General features: G+C 41.5%; 12 protein-coding genes. All 12 read left to right on the top strand.

Annotation, left to right across the window (positions count from 1 at the left end):
- Window positions 1-2 precede the first annotated feature (2 nt).
- The 12 genes from Q4597_RS10415 (at window position 3) to Q4597_RS10360 (ending at window position 22060) form a co-directional block, all read left to right on the top strand.
- Window positions 3-1571, top strand: a complete 1569-nt coding sequence (locus Q4597_RS10415) for a sulfatase-like hydrolase/transferase (protein ID WP_303406163.1) — start codon at window positions 3-5, stop codon at window positions 1569-1571.
- Window positions 1572-1606: 35 nt separating this feature from the next.
- Window positions 1607-3223: a sulfatase-like hydrolase/transferase gene (locus tag Q4597_RS10410; RefSeq protein WP_303406162.1), complete on the top strand. Its 1617-nt coding sequence runs from the start codon at window positions 1607-1609 to the stop codon at window positions 3221-3223.
- Window positions 3224-3272: 49 nt separating this feature from the next.
- Window positions 3273-4538, top strand: coding sequence for a family 16 glycosylhydrolase (locus tag Q4597_RS10405; RefSeq protein WP_303406161.1), 1266 nt, complete (start codon window positions 3273-3275; stop codon window positions 4536-4538).
- Window positions 4539-4568: 30 nt separating this feature from the next.
- Window positions 4569-7190, top strand: a complete 2622-nt coding sequence (locus tag Q4597_RS10400; protein WP_303406160.1) for a VPS10 domain-containing protein — start codon at window positions 4569-4571, stop codon at window positions 7188-7190.
- Between the two features lie 46 nt (window positions 7191-7236).
- A complete protein-coding gene (locus tag Q4597_RS10395) occupies window positions 7237-8499 on the top strand; it encodes a family 43 glycosylhydrolase (protein ID WP_303406159.1) in 1263 nt (420 codons plus the stop codon).
- 224 nt (window positions 8500-8723) lie between these two features.
- The gene (locus Q4597_RS10390; RefSeq protein ID WP_303406158.1) at window positions 8724-9713 is read left to right on the top strand and encodes a family 43 glycosylhydrolase; all 990 of its coding nucleotides are present in this window, start codon (window positions 8724-8726) and stop codon (window positions 9711-9713) included.
- A 37-nt stretch (window positions 9714-9750) separates the two neighbouring features.
- Window positions 9751-12405 (top strand): VPS10 domain-containing protein, encoded by a 2655-nt coding sequence (locus Q4597_RS10385; protein WP_303406157.1) that lies wholly within the window; start codon window positions 9751-9753, stop codon window positions 12403-12405.
- Between the two features lie 19 nt (window positions 12406-12424).
- Complete coding sequence (locus Q4597_RS10380) at window positions 12425-13945, top strand: alpha-L-fucosidase (RefSeq protein ID WP_303406156.1); 1521 nt, start codon at window positions 12425-12427, stop codon at window positions 13943-13945.
- Between the two features lie 47 nt (window positions 13946-13992).
- Window positions 13993-16473, top strand: a complete 2481-nt coding sequence (locus tag Q4597_RS10375) for a hypothetical protein (protein ID WP_303406155.1) — start codon at window positions 13993-13995, stop codon at window positions 16471-16473.
- Between the two features lie 46 nt (window positions 16474-16519).
- Window positions 16520-18007 carry an arylsulfatase gene (locus tag Q4597_RS10370; RefSeq protein ID WP_303406154.1) on the top strand — a complete coding sequence of 496 codons (1488 nt, stop codon included), beginning with the start codon at window positions 16520-16522 and terminating at the stop codon, window positions 18005-18007.
- 77 nt (window positions 18008-18084) lie between these two features.
- Window positions 18085-19506: an alpha-L-fucosidase gene (locus Q4597_RS10365; protein ID WP_303406153.1), complete on the top strand. Its 1422-nt coding sequence runs from the start codon at window positions 18085-18087 to the stop codon at window positions 19504-19506.
- Between the two features lie 328 nt (window positions 19507-19834).
- Window positions 19835-22060, top strand: coding sequence for a c-type cytochrome (locus Q4597_RS10360; protein ID WP_303406152.1), 2226 nt, complete (start codon window positions 19835-19837; stop codon window positions 22058-22060).
- Window positions 22061-22076 lie beyond the last annotated feature (16 nt).

The following is a 22076-nucleotide window of genomic DNA, read 5'->3' as shown; positions in this document are numbered from 1 at the left end:
TTATGAATTTTAGAAATCGATTTTCCCATTACATTTTAATCGCTTTCTGTATACTGTTAGGTCTTCCCGCAAGCGCTCAAAAAAGCAAAACCAAAAAGAAAGACCGGCCCAATGTACTCGTTATTTACACAGATGATCACCGCTTTTCCGGGGTACATGCTTTGGGTGGCATGCAGGTAGAAACACCAAATATGGACGCTTTGGTTGCTGATGGCATTTCATTTTCCAATGGATATTTGATGGGTGCTTTTTCCGGTGCTACTTGCGTTCCAAGTAGGGCCATGTTATTAACAGGCAGAAATGTATTTGAATTACAAGGACAAGGACACACTATTCCACCCGAACACAAAACCATAGGCGAAGCCTTACAGGCCCAAAACTACAACACCCATATTGTGGGCAAATGGCACCAAGACAATAATGCTTTGGCTCGCTCTTTTGATTCAGGAGACCGTATAATGTCCAGAGGTATTTATTTGGTAGATCACTTTCGTATGCCTTCCTGGGACTGGAAAAAAGATGGTGATTATAAAAAGGAAGACGGGTATATATTAGTGTATGACAAGGACGGAAAAGTGGTTCGTAGATCGGTAACCAAAGAAGATAAAAGAGGCCCTTCTGCCACAGAAAAAGATGGTCCACATACGTCCGAAATCTATGCAGAAAGTGCTTCGGAGTATATTAAGGATTACAAAAAGAAGAACCCTTTCTTCATGTATTTAGCGTTTCATGCACCTCATGACCCAAGACAGGCGCCACAGAAATATAAAGACATGTACCCCATTGAGGATATTATCCTTCCCCCATCCTATATGGAACAACATCCTTTTGATAATGGACATATGTTTTTAAGGGATGAAGAATTGGCCGTATGGCCCCGAACACCCGAAGTGGCCAAAGAACAACTTTCTGATTACTACGCTATTATTACGCATTTAGATGCTCAAATAGGTAAAGTCATTGCGTCACTAAAAGAAAGCGGCGCTTATGAAAATACGTTAATCGTTTTTGCTGGAGATAGTGGTCTGGCAGTTGGCAATCATGGTTTAATGGGAAAACAGAATATATATGATGAAGACGGGGTTCATATTCCATTTGTTTTTTCGGGCAATCTCATAAAAGACAAGGGCAGTAAAAGAGAGGCGTTAGCTTATAATTTTGATATTTTCCCAACGATACTGGATTTCATTGGTGTTGATGCACCTAGTTCTGTTACCGGTAAAAGTCTATTACCGGTTATCAATAAAGAAAAGAGCAGCGTTAGGGATTACACTTACCACGCTTACAGGCAATTCCAAAGAGCCTATAGAAAAGGGGATTATAAACTCATTGAATACGTACGTGCCAACAATTATGATAAAAAGAGCGGGGAAACCGTAAAAGGATCCCGTGTTACCCAATTGTTCAATATAAAAAACGACCCTTGGGAGGTGTATGATCTTTCCTTCTTTCCCCAATATGCCGATCAAGTAAAGACCATGCGCAAGGAAATGAAAGAAAAAGCGAAAGAATTGGGTGATACTAAAGAAAATATTGAAGGAGAGAAATACGGATTTTGGGAATTTTATTAAATCCGGAACACTTAAGAACAAATTCAAAACTGAGCATGAAAATTATAAATCATAAAATCTTATGGGTTGTGCTAGGGTGCCTAATGATGTCCGCTTTAGGAGTAGCTCAGGACAAACCCAATATCATTCTTTTATATGCCGATGATATTAGCGCTCGGGAACTTCCCATTTACGGTTCTACAGTTTGGAGTCCACCAAAGGGAGGTAACAGTTCGGACATGCAATACAGGGCCAAGACGCCCGTATTGAATCAACTAGCGGAAGAAGGTTTATACGTAAAGACCGCTTGGGCAGCCACAGTTTGCGGACCAAGTAGAGCCATGATGATGACAGGCAGATACGCGCATTTGCATAAATGGTGGCATAATAGCGATAAAGGTAAGGCTCCAAACGGCAAAGGCGTTTGGAACCTATATGACAGTTCGCCCCACTCAATTGCCCATGTGGCCAAAGCGGGTGGTTATGCTACCTTTTGGGCCGGAAAAACACAAATGGATATAGAAGGATTTCAGTTTGATGAAGGGTGTTTTACCCCTGGTGAAGGTTCTTATAACAAAGCTATACACACCACGGACTTCCGTTTGGAAACTAGAAAAATAAACGGAAAGAAGAAGATTTTTAATGCCGATACCAATAAAGAAATCCACAAAAAAAGCTACGTACAGTCCGGTTGGTATTGGAAACCCCATGTTCAACTTATGAACTATCCGGGTACCAACAAAAAATTGGTTTGGTGGCCCAACACTAAAAATTCAAAGAAAGAATTTGGATTGAACACTTTTGGCCCAGATGTAGAACTGGATTTTATTTTTGATTTCATGGAAAGGAAGCTAGAAGAAAAAGAACCTTTCTTTGTGTACCATACCAGTCACTTAGGTCATGACGCTTGGGACTTCCTGAACCCTGACTCCGGAAACAAATGGCCCGGAACCCCAAAAATTTCTTGGAACGGAAAGGCATATTCACGCACACCACCTAACGTTACCGGCGACAATGGAATTTATAACACCCATGCCACGGTTACAGATAGCGGTATTCACCATCATATAAACTATTTAGATTATCAGGTATGGCAATATATGAACAAGTTAAAGGAACTTGGTATTGAGAACAACACCATTTTTATCTTCTGTGCGGATAATGGCACCAGTGGTTATGGAAAATCCAGTCCAATTTCGCAAAAAGGTACCCACGTGCCGTTTATCATTTACGCTCCGGGCATGAAGCTTACCAAAAAAGGGATGCAGGATGTACTCGTAAACATGTCAGACATGCTTCCTACCATTGCAGATATTGCCAATGTAGAAATTCCCGATAGTTATGAAATTAATGGCGAAAGTTTAATGCCTTTCTTGACTACGGATAAACCAACGCATAGAGATTGGATATATGGCTATCACAAAGAAACCCAAATAGTAAGAGGAAATCTTGTACTAAAAGATGGCAACGATGTGTGGTACGACGTAAGCAAAACACCAAATGACCTTATTAGCTTTCCTAAAATCAAGGATTGGAGCCAAGTCTCACCAGCCCATAGAGCGGAACGTGACCAACTATTGCAAACCATTCCCCAGTTTAATTTGCATGAAACAGCCCATGACGCTCCTGAAAACGGCATAGGAAAAATTGAACCACTAAAAAAATCAAAATAAGGGTGAGCATCTAGCTTTCACTCTTAAAAAATAACACAAACGAAATAAAATGATTTTTAAACAGACCATTGCATTTTTTTTACTTGTAAGCGGCAGTTTATTTGCTCAAGAAATACCCAAAACCAAAGAAGAAACTCGCCAAGGACCACCAAAACCTCCTATGGGCAAACGCTGGGTTTTAAATCCGGATTTTTCAGATGAATTTAATGGTACAGAGTTGGACACCACAAAATGGTATGACCACCACCCTACTTGGATAGGTAGGCCACCCGGTCTTTTTATGGCCTCACAGGTTTCCGTAGGAGACGGTTTTCTTAAAATGACGAGTAAAAAGCTTGAGAAGGATACTATAGTTCATGCCTACGGTAGAGATATAACTTTTAATGTTGGTGGGGCCGCTGTGGTTTCAAAAAAATCTACAAAATTCGGGTATTATGAATGCCGCGTAAAGGCCGCAGCTACTACCATGTCCACAACATTCTGGTTTTCTAGCAGCAACAATTTTAAAGGACCTAACGATTGTGACAAATACGGTTTGGAGTGGGATATTCATGAATCTATTGGTCGTGAAGGTGATTTTAATGGAAGTTACTTTGCCAGTGGTATGCACTCCAATTCACATTTCTGGTATACGGACTGTGATGGTGAAAAACATGACTACCGAGCCCCGCAAGTAAAATTTGAAGATGAAAGACTTACCTCCCAAGATTTTAATATCTACGGGGGCTGGTGGCAAAATGAAAGTACGGCCAGCTACTACTACAATGACCGGGCACCCAAACACCAGAAGTTTTATGACAAGGTAAAAGATAAGCCTTTTGATCAACCTATGTACATGCGTTTAGTGAGTGAAACCTACCCTTTTCCGTGGATAGAAATTCCCACTGCCCAAGAATTGAACGACCCAAGCAAAAACGCAGTGTACTATGATTGGGTCAGAGCCTATAAACTAGTAGATGCCAATGATTCCAACTCCCAAGAAAGAAACAACCTAAAACTTTACAACGAAAACATATCATTTGATAGCCCCATTATTGCCCAAAAACAATCTACTTCTATAGAGATACCCCTTACCTATAAAGCTAATCAAGACCGTGAAATAGAACTAAAATTGTTTGATAACGATGGCGAAAAAGTAGCGGAATCCAAGTTTATCGCTTACGCTGGATATGCCAATATTACGGCTGTGGTCCACACAGAAGGTAAACTATCTACCGAAGCACCTTATAAGCTAACGGCCAACATTGCCCCTATAAATGGTGATAACAAAAGTATTCTAGACCAAAATACCCTGTACATCAACTTGATGAAATAAATAGACTTCCGTTTTCAAAACCAAAGTGATATGAGCAAAAACTCCTTATGTAAGATAGTGCCTCTCTCCTTCCTTTTCCTAGGAATGTCTATATATGCACAAACACCGGAAAAAGGAGCTACTTTTTTCAAACGCCTAAAAACGGAAACAGTAACATCCGATCCTGCCGTGGTCTGGCAACAATTTGGTCCGGGAATGAGTGGCAACAACAAATGTGCTTTTTGGCACCCTATAGACCCAAATGCACTTTATATAAGTCCTAACATGGGCAATTCTTATGTTTCTTTTGACAAGGGAAAAACGTACAATACCATGTTGAATGGTGATGAATCCGGTTACAGGGAAGGACAACGAGGCCCTATGCAACTTTTTAGTGTAGATTTCTCACGCCAAAACCCGGACTTTGGTTTTTGTAGCGATGACAAAAATAAAGGGATTTTTATTACCAACGACCAAGGCCGGTCTTGGAAAAATTTAAATCATCCCGCTTTTCAAGGCAAATACGTTTCCTGTGTTACCGTAGACCCCAAGGACGACAATATTTGGTACGCCGGCGGTGGTGAAATGAGACATTTAGGTAGAATGTTGTTCCCCAATAGCAAACCCCATGGGTCCAAAGAACACGAACCAAGTTTAAACAAACTTTGGAAAAGTACGGACAAAGGCAAAAACTGGGTAGTATTGAACAAAGGGCTACACCCAAAAACCCAATTTGAAACCTTATTGGTAGACCCAAAAGACTCTAACATTATCTACGCCAGTACCAATTATGGTTTTTATAAAAGTACGGATGCAGGAAACACCTGGGCCAAAAAAAACAAGGGTTTTGATTATGATGTAATGCGGGCCATGAGCCATCACTACAATGAAAAAAATGATGTGCTGACCCTTTACGTTATCTGTAACCCCATGTGGAAAACAGATGGTAAAACATTGACCAATGATAAAGGTGGAATTTTCAAGAGTGTTGACCGTGGCGAAAGTTGGGAGAAACTTGAAGGTAATTTGCCTTTGGATATGCGGCAATTTCAAAAGAATGCAGATATCAAAAAGAGCTATGTACACTGTGCCGCTTATGTTTTTGATATGAAAGACAGCGAATTCAGGGAGAAGTACCCTCAAATGCCTTCGGCCATTACCATTCGTTTCAACACCATTGCGGTAGACCCGAATGATGCAGATAATATTTACCTCAACAATGAATATTCCAATGCTTCCCGGAACAACTTTAAACCCGGTCAGATTTGGCGCAGTAAAGACGGAGGCAAAAATTGGCACATTGCCCTGCGCAACGGAAAAGCTTGGAAAACTACCTCTAAGGACTATGCATATTGGAAAAAAAGAGGCAACCCTATGGAAACCAACATCTCACTTCGTTACCTAAAAGATTGGGTAGATAGGGATTTCTATGAACGTAAAGGGTCCAATTTTGTCAGGTGGAATGCAGACGGTACCGTGCTTCACACCCAAATGGCAAAAATATCGCTTATGAGCTATGACAAAGGGGAAACATGGGTAGATATTGATGATAAGTATACCACCCCCGGAACGGAGAGTTATGTAGGAGCGGGAAACAGTAATTTGCCCGGACATGGTTTCTACCAACATCTGGATATAAAAAATAAGGTATTCTGCATGGCGGGCGAAAACAGTTTGTGGGTAACCAATGATGAAGGGCCTAAGGTTCGTCCTGGAGCCCAAGGTGCAGAATCCCATAATTTTCTGGACCATGAAACATCACTAAGCTGGTACGCCATACATCCCAAGGACACGCTTATTCATTATGCCTTGTTCTTTAGGCAGGCTGCAAAAGGTAAATTATTAAAATCCGTTGATAATGGAAAAACATGGAAAGAACATGGTATTGCCATTCCAAAATGGGAGATAAAGGCACATAGTGGAGACCAAAGCGTACATCAAAATCACCTTATCATAGACCCTGAAAACCCGGACAACATGTACTTTGTAGTCCCTAAAAATTCTATTGATATGGAATGGGTAGGTAATTCCGTAACCGGATTTGGGGTACATAAAAGCCACGACGGAGGAAAAACATGGCAAGAGGCCAATACAGGTTTACCCACTTCACGTGACGCCACAAAAATTGCGTTCTCCCCAAAGGATCCCAACACCCTATATGTTACCGTACAGAATAAAAACGGAGGTCTTTTTAAATCTGTTAACAACGGAGCATCTTGGACAAAAGTTTCATCTACCGAAAAGATATCCGGTAACCAAGGTATAAACGATATTCATTTTTCCCGAGACGGAAAGGCCTACATTACTGCAGGAACCAAAAAAGGTAAATCCAATGCCGGAGGGGTTTGGGTGAGCAATGATAATTTGCGTACCTGGAAACGTATTTTTGATTATCCTTGGACTAACCGTATTGAAACGGCCTATTATAACCCAAATACCATTTTGGTATCTACTCTAGGGAATGTTTCCATCGGCACAAAAAATGCTGGCACCTACCTTTCGCAAGACGCTGGGAAAACTTGGGCTAAAATTAATCTGGGCAATGGTCAAAGCGATCGCATAAACGATATTGCCATAGACAACTATACACCGGGTAAATTCTATACATCAACACGTGGTAGCGGGTGGTATGTTACACAACATCCCAAACCCAACAAGACCATTAAGCTATAATCATTTTATAAACATATTATTCAACCAGAAACACCAGAACAGTAGTATGAAACAGTATATTTTACTAGCATTAAGTTTGAGCACTTTTGCAATGGCCCAAGCCCAAGAAAAGGCATTTCCATATGAGTTGCCAGAAGAGAAACCCAACAGACCTTTGAGTGCCGCTTTAGAACGGAACTATGATAACTACTTAGGGGCTCGTCCCGAATCCAACGAATTGTACACCCAATTTAAATATACAGAACTTAAAGGTTTTGATTATCATGGTAATGATGGCACCATATCACGAAGAGACCCCTCAAAGGTAATTTTTGAAAATGGTAAATATTACATTTGGTACACCCACCGAGAAACCCCTGTGGCCCCGGTAGGGATTCCAAGGGTAGAGGAATCCAATGACACTATTCCCTCTGCAGATTGGGATTTGGCGGATATATTCTACGCTACCTCCAAAGATGGATTTACTTGGGAAGAGCAAGGTGTTGCCGTTCCTAGACCTCCCAAACCTCAAGTAGGATGGCGTTCCGTTACCACTACGGATATCTTAAAGTGGAAAGGCAAATACTATTTATATTATCAAGCGTTTTCTGAAGCTCCGGGAAAAAGTGGTGGAGACAATTGCCCCGTTGCCGTATCTTATGCCAATTCTCCTGATGGTCCTTGGACTCCTTTAAACAAAGAAGTTATACCTAACGGAGCTCCTGGTTCTTGGGACCAATTTTCCATTCATGACCCCTACCCTATAGTTCATAACGGAAAAATATATCTGTATTATAAATCCGATTTTGGTAAAACGAAAACCAAAGGTAATGTGCGTATGCATGGGCTTGCCATAGCAGATGACCCTTTAGGTCCTTTTGAAAAACACCCACTGAACCCGGTAATGAGTTCAGGACATGAGACAACCCTATTTCCTTTCAAAAAAGGGGTAGCCGCTTTTGCAATTAGAGACGGTAACGAAATGAACACCATACAATATGCGGAAGATTGGGTGAATTTTGAGATTGCCGCCATGGTAGAAATGATGCCAGATGCCGGTGGTCCTTTTATTGCTGATGCCTTTACAGATACCAAATATGGTCGTGGAATTACTTGGGGGATTTCACATTTTGCCAACCCTACGCGCGACTGGAAAAAGAATCATGTGGTTCTAGTTCGTTTTGATTGCGACCTAAGTTTAGATGTTGATGATCAACAAATGAAACGGCACCACAATACTCCAAAGTTCGAGTATTTGTTAGAGCATGGACTCAATGCCAAACAGCGAGAACGTGCCATGAACGCTACTAAAAAGCTGAAGGAAAACTAGAACTATAAATCGGCTAAAAAATGAGAAAGTAACCAAGCTCGTTTTCAATAGGGGAATCGTATTACCACGCTCAAAATATTGAAAACGGGCAAGGCTATTCAACACATACACAACGCTTTCACTTTAAATAACAAACCAACATAAAACCCTAGTAATCAATCTAAAATAGACATTATGACTTGAGCATATGCTCACAGACCAACCCACCACCAACACTATACCAAATGAAAACTAGTACCTTTCAACTTTTAGCTGTATACTTTTTACTCTTTCACATGGGGCTTAGGGCTCAGGAGAATATATTAGTGCCACAACAGGCCAATGAATATGTACGAATCTATATGCCTGATGGCGATTATTTTTTCGCACCTGACACACCTAACCTAAAAGAAGGAAAATGGTATAATGAATGGGTTCCTAACGACCACACCTTTGTAAAAGGTAATGATGGCAAGTGGCATATCTTTGGAATAACCCATCCATTGGTAGAAACAATCCCACTCAATAAAGGCATACATGAAGGCGAGCATGGTTCTTTTCATGCCGTATCAGAAGCAACAGATTTTAAAGAGACAGTAAAGGAGCACCACTATAATGACCTCCCTAAAATATTGACCCCAAAAGATCGCCCAGGAGAAATAGCTGCCAACCATGCACCTTACATTATAAAAAAAGATGGTTTATTTCAGATGGTTTACGGCCATAGCCCAATGCGCATGGCAGTTTCCGAAAATCTATATGATTGGGAACCAAAAGGAGAACTCTTCTCGGACCCGGATGGTGCCCGCGACCCTAATTTGCTTTTATACAATGGCACATATTACCTGACCTACTGTTCCATCAAAAGTGTCCGTATGGCGACTTCTAAGGATTTGATACACTGGAGCGAGCCCAAAACCATCCTCAAGACGAATCAATTCGACCCTGAATCTCCCAGTCTATTGTTTCATGACAATTGCTTTTACCTCTTTGTCTGTGCTTGGGAAGGCGGATGGGACGGTAAGGATATTCAAGGCGCCTATACCCACAAAGCCTACGTCTACCAGTCGAATGACCTGACCGATTTTGGGGTTGACCAAGAAAAGGAAATTACCGTGTTAAAGGCACATGCCCCCGAGATTTTTCAGGGCGAAGATGGGCAATGGTATATATCAAGTGTTGAATGGCCTTACAGAGGGGTGAGTATCGATAAATTGGAATGGATTAAAAAATAACAGAACTATAAATAGTTACAAATTAGAGCATTGAACTATGAAAAAAACGACTTTATTTCTAGTATTGGGATGTCTTACTACAGCACTTCAAGCCCAGACCAAAGACTTTTTTCAACAGATCAAAACGGAGAAAGTAGCATCGGACCCTTCCATTGAATGGAAGAATTTCGGTCCGGGAATGTCGGGCTATTGCGAAGAATTCTGGAACCACCCCACCGATGCCAATGTGATGTTCATGGGGCCCGATATGCATGTGAGTTACGGAACATGGGACAACGGAAAATCTTGGCATTCGCTAAAAGATCACGATGGATTGGGCCACGATATGAAACGGGTCCTGGATATTGAATTCTCCCTGCAAAACCCCGACTACGGTATGGCCATCGATTGGAACGGTTGGGTCTTTGAAACCCTTGACCGGGGCCGAAGCTGGAAAAAGACCACGGAATTGGGCGGAAGCCATAAAGACGTGAACATAGACCCCAACGACCCCAAATCATTTGAAAAAGGCTGGTATTACGAACAAGAGGGAACGCGCTTGAGCGAACTGGCCGTAGACCCGACCGACGACAATATCTGGTATGCGGGCGCAGGTGATTTTTGGAACGTAAAGAGCAACCACAGATCGGCCGCCAACCCCAACGGCATTTTCTTCAAATACGCAGCCTATGGCTGTATCTATAAGTCTACCGATAAAGGCCGAACATGGAAAAAAATAACTAAGGGCCTTCACGAAAAGACCGATGTGGGAAAAATTATTGTAAACCCGAAGAACAATCGACACATCCTTATGGCTACCAACTTCGGATTGATGCGCAGCACCGATGGCGGACTTTCTTGGAAAAAAGACGGTAAGGGACTCCCCAACAACCTTCCCCGTGACCTGACCTCCTACTACGACCCAAGAACCAATGAATTTGTTCTGTATTTGGTAGACCAAACAGTTTATGAAGACAAAGGAAATACGGTAAGCGCAAAAGGAGGCGTGTTTAAAAGTACCGACGGCGGTAAGAGCTGGAAAGACATTACCGGTAATCTCTATTTTGATATGACCGCCCTCCACTCCAATGCCGAAGTAGACCGTTTCCATAAAACCATGGGATACTGGTTCGGAACCTCAAAGTCGGAATCGAAGAAAAAGTTCACCACCTTGCCCACAAAAACACTTCCGGTTTTCAATCGATTGGTGGTCAACCCCTTGAACAAAGACGAAATCTATGTAAGCTACAATCGCAAACACGATTTTACCTTCGGTCCAGGTGATGTATGGCGAAGCTTAGATGGCGGAAAAACTTGGATTACCTGTGCCCGATACGGTCCGTATTGGAAAGGAAACAAGGATCTGGACTATTGGAAAAGCAGGAACAACCCTACCGGAACCAATATCGAGTTTGCCCACCTAAAGACCTATATGGACGGTACTGCGGGTTCCTCCGGTAACCGAATGATGTCAATAGCCCCTAATGGCAACCTTTATATCGGTATAGACCAACAAACCCTACGATCGACGGACAAAGGCATGACCTGGCAGCAAATAGATGATTATGAGACCTCACCGGGCAGTAACAAATGGATCGGCCGAGGAGGCAGTAATCTTCCAGGAAGGTTTATGCTTTTAGAAACGGGTATTAAAAACAGAAGATTGCTCTGTAGCGGCGAACACGGATTGTGGCAAACTACGGATTTAGAAGGGTGGCCCGACAAACAGGCCGTAGCCGTTGAGCAAATTGAAGGACAGGTACATGACCATAGCGGTAATCATGGGGCCCACTCTATATCGACCGTAGCGGTACATCCGCAAGACCCCAAAACTATTTTCATTTTGTCTTGGCGCCAAGAACACCGCGGTAAACTGCGCAAGACTACCGATGGCGGAAAAACTTGGGCGAATATCGCTACCATTTTTGAAGCCGACAATAACTCTTGGCAAGGTCTGGCCCCGCAGAACTCCCTATTGATCGACCCGAATGACCCCAATACCATGTATTTCTGCTCGACCTCGCGAAAAATTTCTGAAATAGGCGGGGGAAAACCTGAAAAACTCACCAAAGGCGGCTATGGTTTCTATCGTTCTTTTGACGGAGGCCATACTTGGGAATTGAGTAATACCGGTTTTCATAAAAATGCAAGTGTTAGGCGTATCATTATGCATCCTGATCAACCGGAAACCCTATACGCCGCCCTGAACGATAAAAACGGGGGACTCTATATTTCTAAGGACAAAGGGAGTAATTGGGAAAAGATGACCATTCCATCCGTCATAAATTCGGTGAACAATGTATTCATAGACCGGAATACCAAGGATATACTCATTTCTACCGGACAACGTAGTGGTACTTATGAAGAAGGCGGGGTTTGGCGGAGTTCGGACGAGGGCGAAACTTGGCAACAAATATTCAAGGCCCCCTTTGTTTGGCAGGCCGAAACCTCTCCCCTTGACCCGAAACTTATCGTTCTCAGTGCTGCGGGACAACAGGTGAGTATGTCGGGTAAATTCATGAATCCGGGTATTTACCTCAGTACGGATGGCGGTAAAAGCTGGAAAAAAATCAACAAGGGCCTGGGCCAACCCGACAAAATCGTCGACGTTAAACCCGACCCCTATAACAAAGATGTGCTTTGGTGTGCCGGATGGGGCAGCGGTTGGTTCATAAGCTACTTAAACGGAGTAACAGAAGGTTGGGCCCAATAACAACAAAAAAATAACCAAAATGAAACACTTTAAAACCCTTTTTGCTTTCTGCTATGTTTTCATCGTGACAACCGCAATAAGTTTTGCCCAAAACTCAAACAATAAAAGTGAACTATCAGCTTTGTCCTACGAAGCAGAATGGTCCTCATTGCAAAAACACAACACACCAGATTGGTTGTACGGAATGAAATTCGGAATCTATTTTCATTGGGGACCGCAAACCGTACAAGTAGCCTCCAAAAACCAAGAAATGACCGTTCTTGAAGCTATTGAAGCTTGGAAAGGCGAAAAATTCGATGCTAAAAATTGGGTAGATTTAATGGAAGATGCGGGTGCCCAATTTGGGGGTCCAGTAGCATGGCACGGCAGCGGAATCGTAAATTGGAATAGCGATATTACCGATTGGAATTCCGTAAAAAAAGGCCCTAAAGTAGATATTTATGGAAGCCTGGCAAAAGAACTACGCAAACGCAATATGCCTATAATATCATCTTTTCATACGGGTGATTTTTGGAGCCGTATGTGGGGCCAACTATCAAAGGAAGATCCAATTTACCTCAACCCCTATGAAGACAACTCAATGTACGCTACGGCCAATGAAGGCCGAACAGCAGAGGTCATTTTCCAGGCGTGGTTTGATCGTATTTCTGAAGCTATTGACAAACACGAACCAGATATGATTTGGTTTGATACTGGATTTGGAGGAACCGTAAAAGGCGAATTAAAAAAGTACACAGACCGTGGCCGCCTGTTACCGGAAGGTGATAATGAACTGATCAGTGTACCCGAAAGTTATCAGCAAAAATTGATCAGTGATTATTTTAACAAGGGGCTAAAATTAGGGAAAGAAGTAGAAGTATTTTATAAAACTCATGATATTCCACCAGGAATAGGAATTCGTGATATTGAAGACGGAAACCTATTGGGAATGCAATATGACCCATGGATGGCAGACATCAATATGCAACGTCACTTTGAATGGCCCAGTCCTTGGTTCTACAATCCTGCGAACAAAGTAAAAGAGGCCGGCACATTAATCGATATGTTGATAGACATGACCAGTAAGAATGGTAGAATGCTTCTAAACGTACCCCCTAAGGCCGATGGTAGTTTTCCAGAGGAAACAAAAAAGGAACTATATGCCATGGGTGATTGGTTGAAAATAAATGGAGAAGCCATCTACAACACCATGCCCTGGATATTTTATGGCGAAGGACCTACGGAAGTAACCAATCCCGGCCATCACGGACAAGGAAAAAACCACGGGGAGTTGATTCCTAAATACACTTCAAAAGATATTCGGTTTACCCAAAACGGAAAAAATTTGTACGCTATCTGTATGGAATGGCCAGGGGAAAAAATTACCATTAGAACATTAGGCAGCAAGGGGAAACTCTATCCTGGAGACATCAAAAATATTTCAATGTTGGGAAGCAATGAAAGCATCAAATGGGAACAGAAAGTGGAAGGCCTTGTTGTTCAATTTCCGAAACAAAAACCCTGCAATTTTGCCTATGTGCTAAAAATTGAGCGCCGTTAAATTTTCTCGCTCAAAAGTAATAGAACACTAATATAGTAACACAGAAAATGAGACATCTAAATCACCATCGGAAAAAAGAAAAAAGTACCCCTGCATATACTTTTCTATCAATTGTATTGCTTCTTTTTTGCCACTTGAGTTTATCGGCACAAAGTGTTCTCCTTGGGGACAACGCCCCCTACCCCAATGTAAACGATGGTGATTTTAATTTGATACAGGCCGGTTCTTGGCGCCTCGGATTACAATCCCCATTCTGGACACCCTCCAACGAACCACAAAAAGAAGGCCACTCAATGGGCCTTTTCACCGGTCGCTATTTTAGCTCTTTCGATTATGCCTATATAGATTCCAAGCCTTTGAACACGACCCCTGGTTATCAAGACCTAAAAGTGGGCGATGAATTGAACTGGAGCTTTGGGGCCGATTTGGAATATATAAGTAACGGTTCTCTTTCATTACATCTATTTTTTGGTGAACAGGAACGGATCTTGGCCAAAAAAGTAAAACTCATAGGTTCAGACAAAACCATAGAACATTTTTCAGGCACCTATACCGTAACCCAAGAGGACGTAATGACTGGACCTCCCCGTGTTCGGGTCGTATTTTATTCCAGTGAGGATGTAAAAGTTTTTCTAGATTATGTCAACCTTAGCGTAAAAGCTCCCGAAAAAGAAGGTCCTAGCCTTTCGGGAAAAATAGTGGCCGACGGTATCCGTTTGGATTGGACGGATAAAAAAGCGAATTCAGACAGCAAGTTTTCGGTATACAGAAGTAAAAGAAAAAGCGAAGCGTACAAAAAACTGACCACGACTGCTGATTTTAGTTTTACCGATACAAACCTTATTAACGGTATAGCATATAGCTATGTTGTAACCCGCCTCGATACTTCAGAATCTGCGGGCTCTAACAAAGTGCTTCTTAAAAAAATAGACCATGAAGCCCCTGCCCCTCCTTCTACACTAAAAATTGAGGCCCTTGAAACCGAAATTAAACTGGAGTGGAACAAAAGTATAGATGACGATGTGGCCAGTTACTCCGTGTATAGAGGGGATGCTAATGGAAATCACCTACGCCAGATTGCTCATGACCTCACAGGTTCCGAGTATGTAGATTTTACCCCAAAAAAAGATGTCTACAACTCTTATGTGGTATTTGCTCATGATTACTCCGGGAATAAAAGTAAGGCTTCACCACAAGTAAGCGCTAAAGTAAAAGCAGTATTTGGAACCTCATTTAGTGATCTTATTCTACCGATGCCCATTCACAAAGAACTACGAAGCAATCTTTGGGGTGCAGAAAGCGTTTTACCACGCGACCCTGATAACGGCATAGAAGACCCAGAGTGGAGCTATTGGGGAGGCAGACCAGTAAAAGACCAAGACCAAAAATACCATATATTGGTTACCCGATGGCCGGCAAATGCAACCAAAGGCCATTGGGAATGGCCCAACTCAACAGTGGCCCATGTGGTCTCCGAAACCCCAACAGGACCCTACAAGGTAAAAAAAGATACGGCCTATGGTTTTCACAATGGATTGGGCCATAATCCTGATATAATATTGTTGAACGACGGCACATATATGCTCTACTCCCTCGTAAACTGGGAAGCTACCTTGTTCTCCTCTAAAACCATGAACGGCCCATGGAAACGTTTGGGAACCATGACCGTTGATTGGAAAAGCACTAATGAAGACGAAAAACTATCGTATCGTTACTATCGCAATCTTTCGGGTGTTCAATTAGAAGATGGTCGGTTTCTATTTGTAACAAAGGCCGGGGAAATGATGCGCAGTGCCACGGACGACCCGCTTGGCCCCTATACCGTACTGACCGACCAGATCAGATACAACCCTATTATCCCTGAAAAATATAGAAATAGTAATTACGAAGACCCCGTACTTTGGAAAGATGACGTACAGTATCATATGATAATCAATGCATTCTGGGATTATCGCGCAATTTATTTACGTTCACCCGATGGCATCCATTGGAAATTCAACCCCGGTACGGCCTACACTCCGGACAATACTTCCTACGAAGATGGTACGCGAACCCATTGGTACAAACTAGAGCGCCCTCATATATTACAAGATGAATACGGCAGGGCCACCCATCTTTCCCTTGCTGTGATAGATGTCCCAAAAGCAGATGATCTGGCTAAGGACAAACACAGTTCAACAAACATCATTGTTCCCCTTACTGTACATAAACGCATTAAGATGCTGAATAAAAGGAACGTAGATTCAACCACAAAAAAAATTAAAATTCTAATACTTTCAGAAGCAGGTTTTGACGCGCAAAACGATATTGACCTTGCTTCTTTGAGATTTGGTGCTTCTGAGGAAGTCGATTTTGGAAGAGGTTCTAAAGTTTCTAAAACCAAGAAAAAAGGAAAAGATCTCGTCGTGGAATTTGACGGCTCTGGAAACGGAATTACAGCTATCAATTTTGCCGGAAAACTCCTTGGAAAAACAAAAGAAGGCAAGCTGATAATAGCGTATTCCAAACTTTCTACAAGCGAACAATAAGGATTAAGACATTTCAAAAAATTGATACTATAAAATCAGAACACATATGAAATCATTTACATTTTTAAACAAAGTATGCTTCCTAGTTTTATTTGCTGGGTTTAGTAGTCTACTGAGTGCTCAGGAACAACCCAATGTTATAATTGTCATGGCAGATGATATCGGTCTAGGTGATATCGGTTTTTATCACAAAGAAAGAACGGGTAAAGAACCGTTTGTACCCACCCCTAACATAGATGAACTTATTGCAAATGGCATGCGTTTTTCCGATGCCCATTCCCCTGCTTCTTTATGTGCTCCTACCCGATATTCCATGATGACCGGAAACTACCCATATAGAAACACAAACAGTCCTTGGGGTGTTTGGTCTCCGTTAAGCAATGATGGTATAAACGATTCCAACACACTATCTCGTATTGCAAAAAAAGCGGGTTATAATACGGCGTTTTTTGGTAAATGGGGATTAGGAGGTGTTTGGAACGGTGCCCCTGATGATTACTCCAAAACCGAGGGAGGCGCCCAAAAATTTGATTTTAATTATTCTATTGAGCTCCCTCAGGGCATTCAAAACAAACCCTACGTCTATTATGAGAATGGGGAGTGGATGAAACTCAAAACAGATTCAGAACTGGTACACATTCCTTTTGAACAAACTGAATATGGCGAAGATAACAAAGAGCGCAATAGAGATGGCATTGGCGACTCTAACTGGAATCCTACCTTAGCCGGGCCTATATTGGCCAACAAAGCTGTGGGCTATATTGAAAAACAAAGTGAAAAACCATTTTTCATGTACTATTGTAGTCAAGCTGTACATGTTCCCCACACTCCTGCCAAGACTTTAGATGGAATAAAAATAATGGGTTCCACATTAGGTAGTCACGGCGATATGATTGCTGAACTAGACGCTCAAGTGGGTATGATGATAAAAGCTCTAAAAAAATCCAGAAAATATAAAAATACGCTGTTCGTGTTTACTTCAGACAACGGTGGTCTTAATAAAAATAAAGCCTTAAGGCGAGCAGGTCATGATTCCAGTAATGGGTTAGCCGGTAAAAAAGCATCCATCTATGAAGGTGGGCATCGCGTTCCTTTTATTGCAGTTTGGCCCGGAAAGATAGCTAAAAATTCAGAATCCCATGTGCCTATTGTAGGTCAGGATATGGTTGCCACCTTATCGGCAATTGTAAACATTCCCCTTGATAATACCAAGATTCTAGATTCCGCTAATCTTCTTCCTATCTTTCAAAAACAATCTACTAAACCACTACATAAGTACCTCATACATAGGTCACAAGATGTAAAGGGTCCTTTTCACGCGATTCGAGAAGGTGATTTTAAATTAATCATGATTGCGGACAGTAAGAAAAACCTAAAGGGACTAAAAGCAATTGAGTTATATGATTTGAAGGATAACTTGAAAGAAAAGAAAAACAAAAACCTAATTAATGAACCCGGGCAAGCAGATCGTGTAAAGAAAATGCAAGAAACCTATCTAGAGCTATCCAATAATAGAGAAACAACACTTTTCTAGTACTAGATATCCTTTTTCAATATAGAGAAAAGATACATCCAACAACGGTTTTAAATTATATATAAATACGCTATTTAATGAGAATTATACGTTTGACCATATTAGCTATACTCTGCTGCCTAGAAGTAACGGCCCAAACCCAGGAAACAGCATCAAAACCATATAGCGAATTATTACAGGATTTTGTTGATATGCGATTTGGCATGTTCATTTGTTACAACATCATGTCTTATGGAGCCAGTTGGGGAGAAGCTAACTATGACATATCTACCTTTGACCCAAAAAAATTAGATACGGACCAATGGGCCAATGCCGCTGTTTCAGCTCAAATGAAATTTGGTTTGCTTACCACAAAACACCATGAAGGTTTTTGTTTATGGGATAGTCAAGTAACCGATTATGACGTTGGTTCAACTCCCTACAAAAAGGACATTGTAAAGCAATATGTTGAATCTTTCAGAAAAAAGGGGCTCAAGGTTGGGCTCTATTACTCTATTTGGGACAGTACGCATGGCATAGACAAAGGTAAAATAGGTACAGAGGAGATAGACTTTATAAAAACCCAGATTACCGAACTGCTTACCAATTATGGTAAAATAGACTATTTTGTTGTGGATGGCTGGTTTTGGCGTATGGGCCATCATGAAGTACCCTTCATAGAAATTCGTGAATTGATCAGAAAACTACAGCCTAAATGTCTATTAACAGACCATACCCATTTACAGGCCCCTTACCAATTAGACGTTCCGTACTTTGAAGGTCCGTTTGGTGCGTTTCCAGAGGAAAATAACCAAATGGCATCTGCATTGGGTCATTGTAGTTTTAAAGGAAACGGGTGGTTTTGGAGCCCTGAAACTCCAAATGGTATAAAAAAAAGTGAAAGTGCCGAAAAGTTGGTTTCAAAATTGGAAACCTTAGAGCACAGGAACTGTAATTTTATGCTCAATTGTATGCCCAACAGAGAAGGTTTTTTAGACTCTGTCTTTATTACTCTTTTAGAAGATATTGGACAAAAATGGTCTCCCAATACACGTAGAGCAGACCTTCCCTCAAAAAAACATCTTATTTACTCTGCGCCAATTGTAAAAGCTACCGCATCAAGTGGTGAAGCCAGCAATCTAATTGATGCTACCCAATACAAAACCGATTTTAAACACTGGAGTTCAAATACTTCGTCAAACCAAACTTTAACTTTTGATTTGGGGAGTCCTCTAAATATAGATATCATCACTTTAGTACCCAACCATAAGAGCAAACCAGCTCCTGAAACTGCCCTATCAAAAGGAAATATCTTGGAATGTAAAACCTATACCAGCATTGATAATGAAAACTTTACGTTAGTTGCCACAAACTCTTGGCCTGAAAACTCCAAATATAGAAGCATTGCTTTTAATGCATCCAACGCCCGTTATGTCAAAATTGAAATTTTAAGGTGGGTCGGTAAAAATGCCATAATAGCTGAAGTAGAAATTGGAAGTTCCACTCATCCAACGAAATAAAGAACTGTAAAAACACTATTGATAATGAAAAATGTACTTTCCTTACTTCTCTGTCCTGTCAAGAGTTTTAAGATAGATTATGTGTCGTTCAACCTCGCTTACCATCAAAAAACACATTTGATATAGGCATCTGACCATTTGTATCAAACTCAACATAATGCTATGGTTAATTTTACGTCAAGCAGGATTTTTAAGCACAAAAAACGAGTATAGATCAATTTCTATACAACTCAATACCTTTAAAACATCATTTCGACCAAAACAAACAAATAAACAAACACCAAAAAAAGACATGTTCAAATTCCTTTACCAGTTTCAAAACCATTTTATGAGACGCAATTTTTTCTTTGCCATTTCGGCCTTTATTCTGATTACCCTGGGCAGTTGCAAAAAAGAGAAACCTGTTTATGCAGACGTTATTTACACCAAACCCCAATTGGTAAAAGACCCACCCGTAGTTTTTATGTCTCCTGAAGAAAGTATGAAAACCATGCATTTACCCGAAGGTTACCGTATGGAGCTGGTGGCTAGTGAACCTATGATCAACGAACCTGTAACAATTGCTTGGGGTCCGGATGGTAAACTCTATGTTGCTGAAATGATTACCTACATGCAAGACATAGACGGTACAGATGAAAACGAGCCATGGAGCAGGGTTTCGGTTCTTGAGGATATTGATGGTGATGGAAAAATGGACAAAAGCACTGTTTTTGTGGACAGCCTAATTCTCCCCAGGATTATACTCCCTTTGGATGACCGTGTTCTTATTGGTGAAACTTACAACCGTAGCCTTTATAGTTACAGGGATACCGATGGTGATAACGTAGCCGATGAAAAGAAGCTAGTGCTTGAGAACAACAAAAGGGACAATGCCAATCTGGAGCACCAATCCGCTACCATGATATGGGGTTTGGACAATTATCTTTATTTATCCAACGGTTCCTTACGCTACCGTTTTACCAAAGGTGAAATGGAAATTGATACGTTAAGGGATGCGCCTTCCGGACAATGGGGTATGACACAGGATGAAGTGGGTCAAATTTATTATTCCAGCGCAGGTGGGGAAACTCCCGCTCTAGGTTACCAACAACATCCTTATTACGGCACCTTGGAAATGGAAGGGAAATGGGAAGAAGGTTTTGAGAAAGTGTGGCCCATCATTGGAACTCCAGACGTACAGGGCGGCCTCAGAAGATTGCGTGAAGACGGCACTTTAAACCATTTTACGGCCAGTTGTGGCCAATCTATCTTCTTGGGAGATAAACTGCCCATGTACGGAGACCTTTTTATTCCTGAGCCCGTAGGACGTTTAATCCGTCGTGCAAAAGTAAATATAGTTAATGGTAAAAAGGTATTGTCCAACCCTTACGGGGAAACAGAATTCCTGGCATCCACAGATACCAACTTTAGGCCTGTAGATACCCAAACAGGTCCTGACGGTTGCTTATACGTAGTAGATATGTACCGTGGTATTATTCAAGAAGGAAACTGGGTAAGAAAAGGAAGCTTTTTACGTCCTGTGGTAGAGCGAAAAGGTTTTGACAAGAATATTGGGAAGGGTAGAATCTATAGAATAGTACATGATGAAATAGCTCCTTCCAAACAAGAAGACCTATTACACAAAACCTCTAATGAACTAGTAGATTACTTGCATCATCCTAACGGTTGGTATAGGCTTACAGCCCAAAAACTTCTGGTACTTAAACAGGACAAATCCATAGTTTCAGATTTAAAGGATATTGCAACTGGCGGAGATCCCTTTATAGCTTCAATGTTTGGCGATACGGATTATGCTTTGGGCAGGCTTCATGCCATTTGGACGCTAGACGGTCTTGATGCTATTGATAAAACTTTGGTTTTGGATGCTTTGCAAGATGAAGATGTCCGGGTACGCATGGCAGCGGTACGTTTGAGCGAACCATTTTTGGCATCTGGTGACACGACTGTTCTTAACGCTGTTGAAACTTTAAAAAGCGATAAAAATCCTGAGGTCTTACAGCAGTTGGTACTTTCGTTACGGTCTACTAAAGACAAAAAAGGCAACGAAACCATTTCCAAAATTATAGCTGCCAACCCCAACAACGAAGCAATTGCAAGTATTGGTGAAGAAAGCTTAAAGGAGGTTCCCTTAGAAATTGAACAGATTAAAAAACAATATGTTCTTGAGAGTAGCAATACCCGAAATAGAATTGTTAACGGATATACCCATTTCAAAAACTTATGCGCTTCTTGCCATGGTATTAACGGAACGGGTATTGAGGGCATGGCCCCTTCATTGGTGGGTTCTCCGCGAGTAACGGCTAAAAAATGGGATATCCCCGTAAAAATACTTCTTAATGGACTAACAGGGCCGGTTGATGGCAAAGAGTATTCCGGTGTTATGGCGGGCATGAAACAACAGGACGATGACTATATTGCTAGTGTACTGACTTACATCAGAATGCACTTGAACGATTCTAACGGTATTGGCTCTTGGGTGGTTAGTAAAGTTCGGAACGAAAACAAAGATCGCGAGGATTACTGGACCATAGAAGAACTGGAAAACGAGGAATAAAATCCTCTTTAATTCA

The sequence above is a fragment of the Zobellia sp. 1_MG-2023 genome, assembly GCF_030549125.1.
In the GTDB taxonomy this organism is placed as follows: domain Bacteria; phylum Bacteroidota; class Bacteroidia; order Flavobacteriales; family Flavobacteriaceae; genus Zobellia; species Zobellia russellii.
This window is presented reverse-complemented; position numbering and strand designations above follow the sequence as displayed.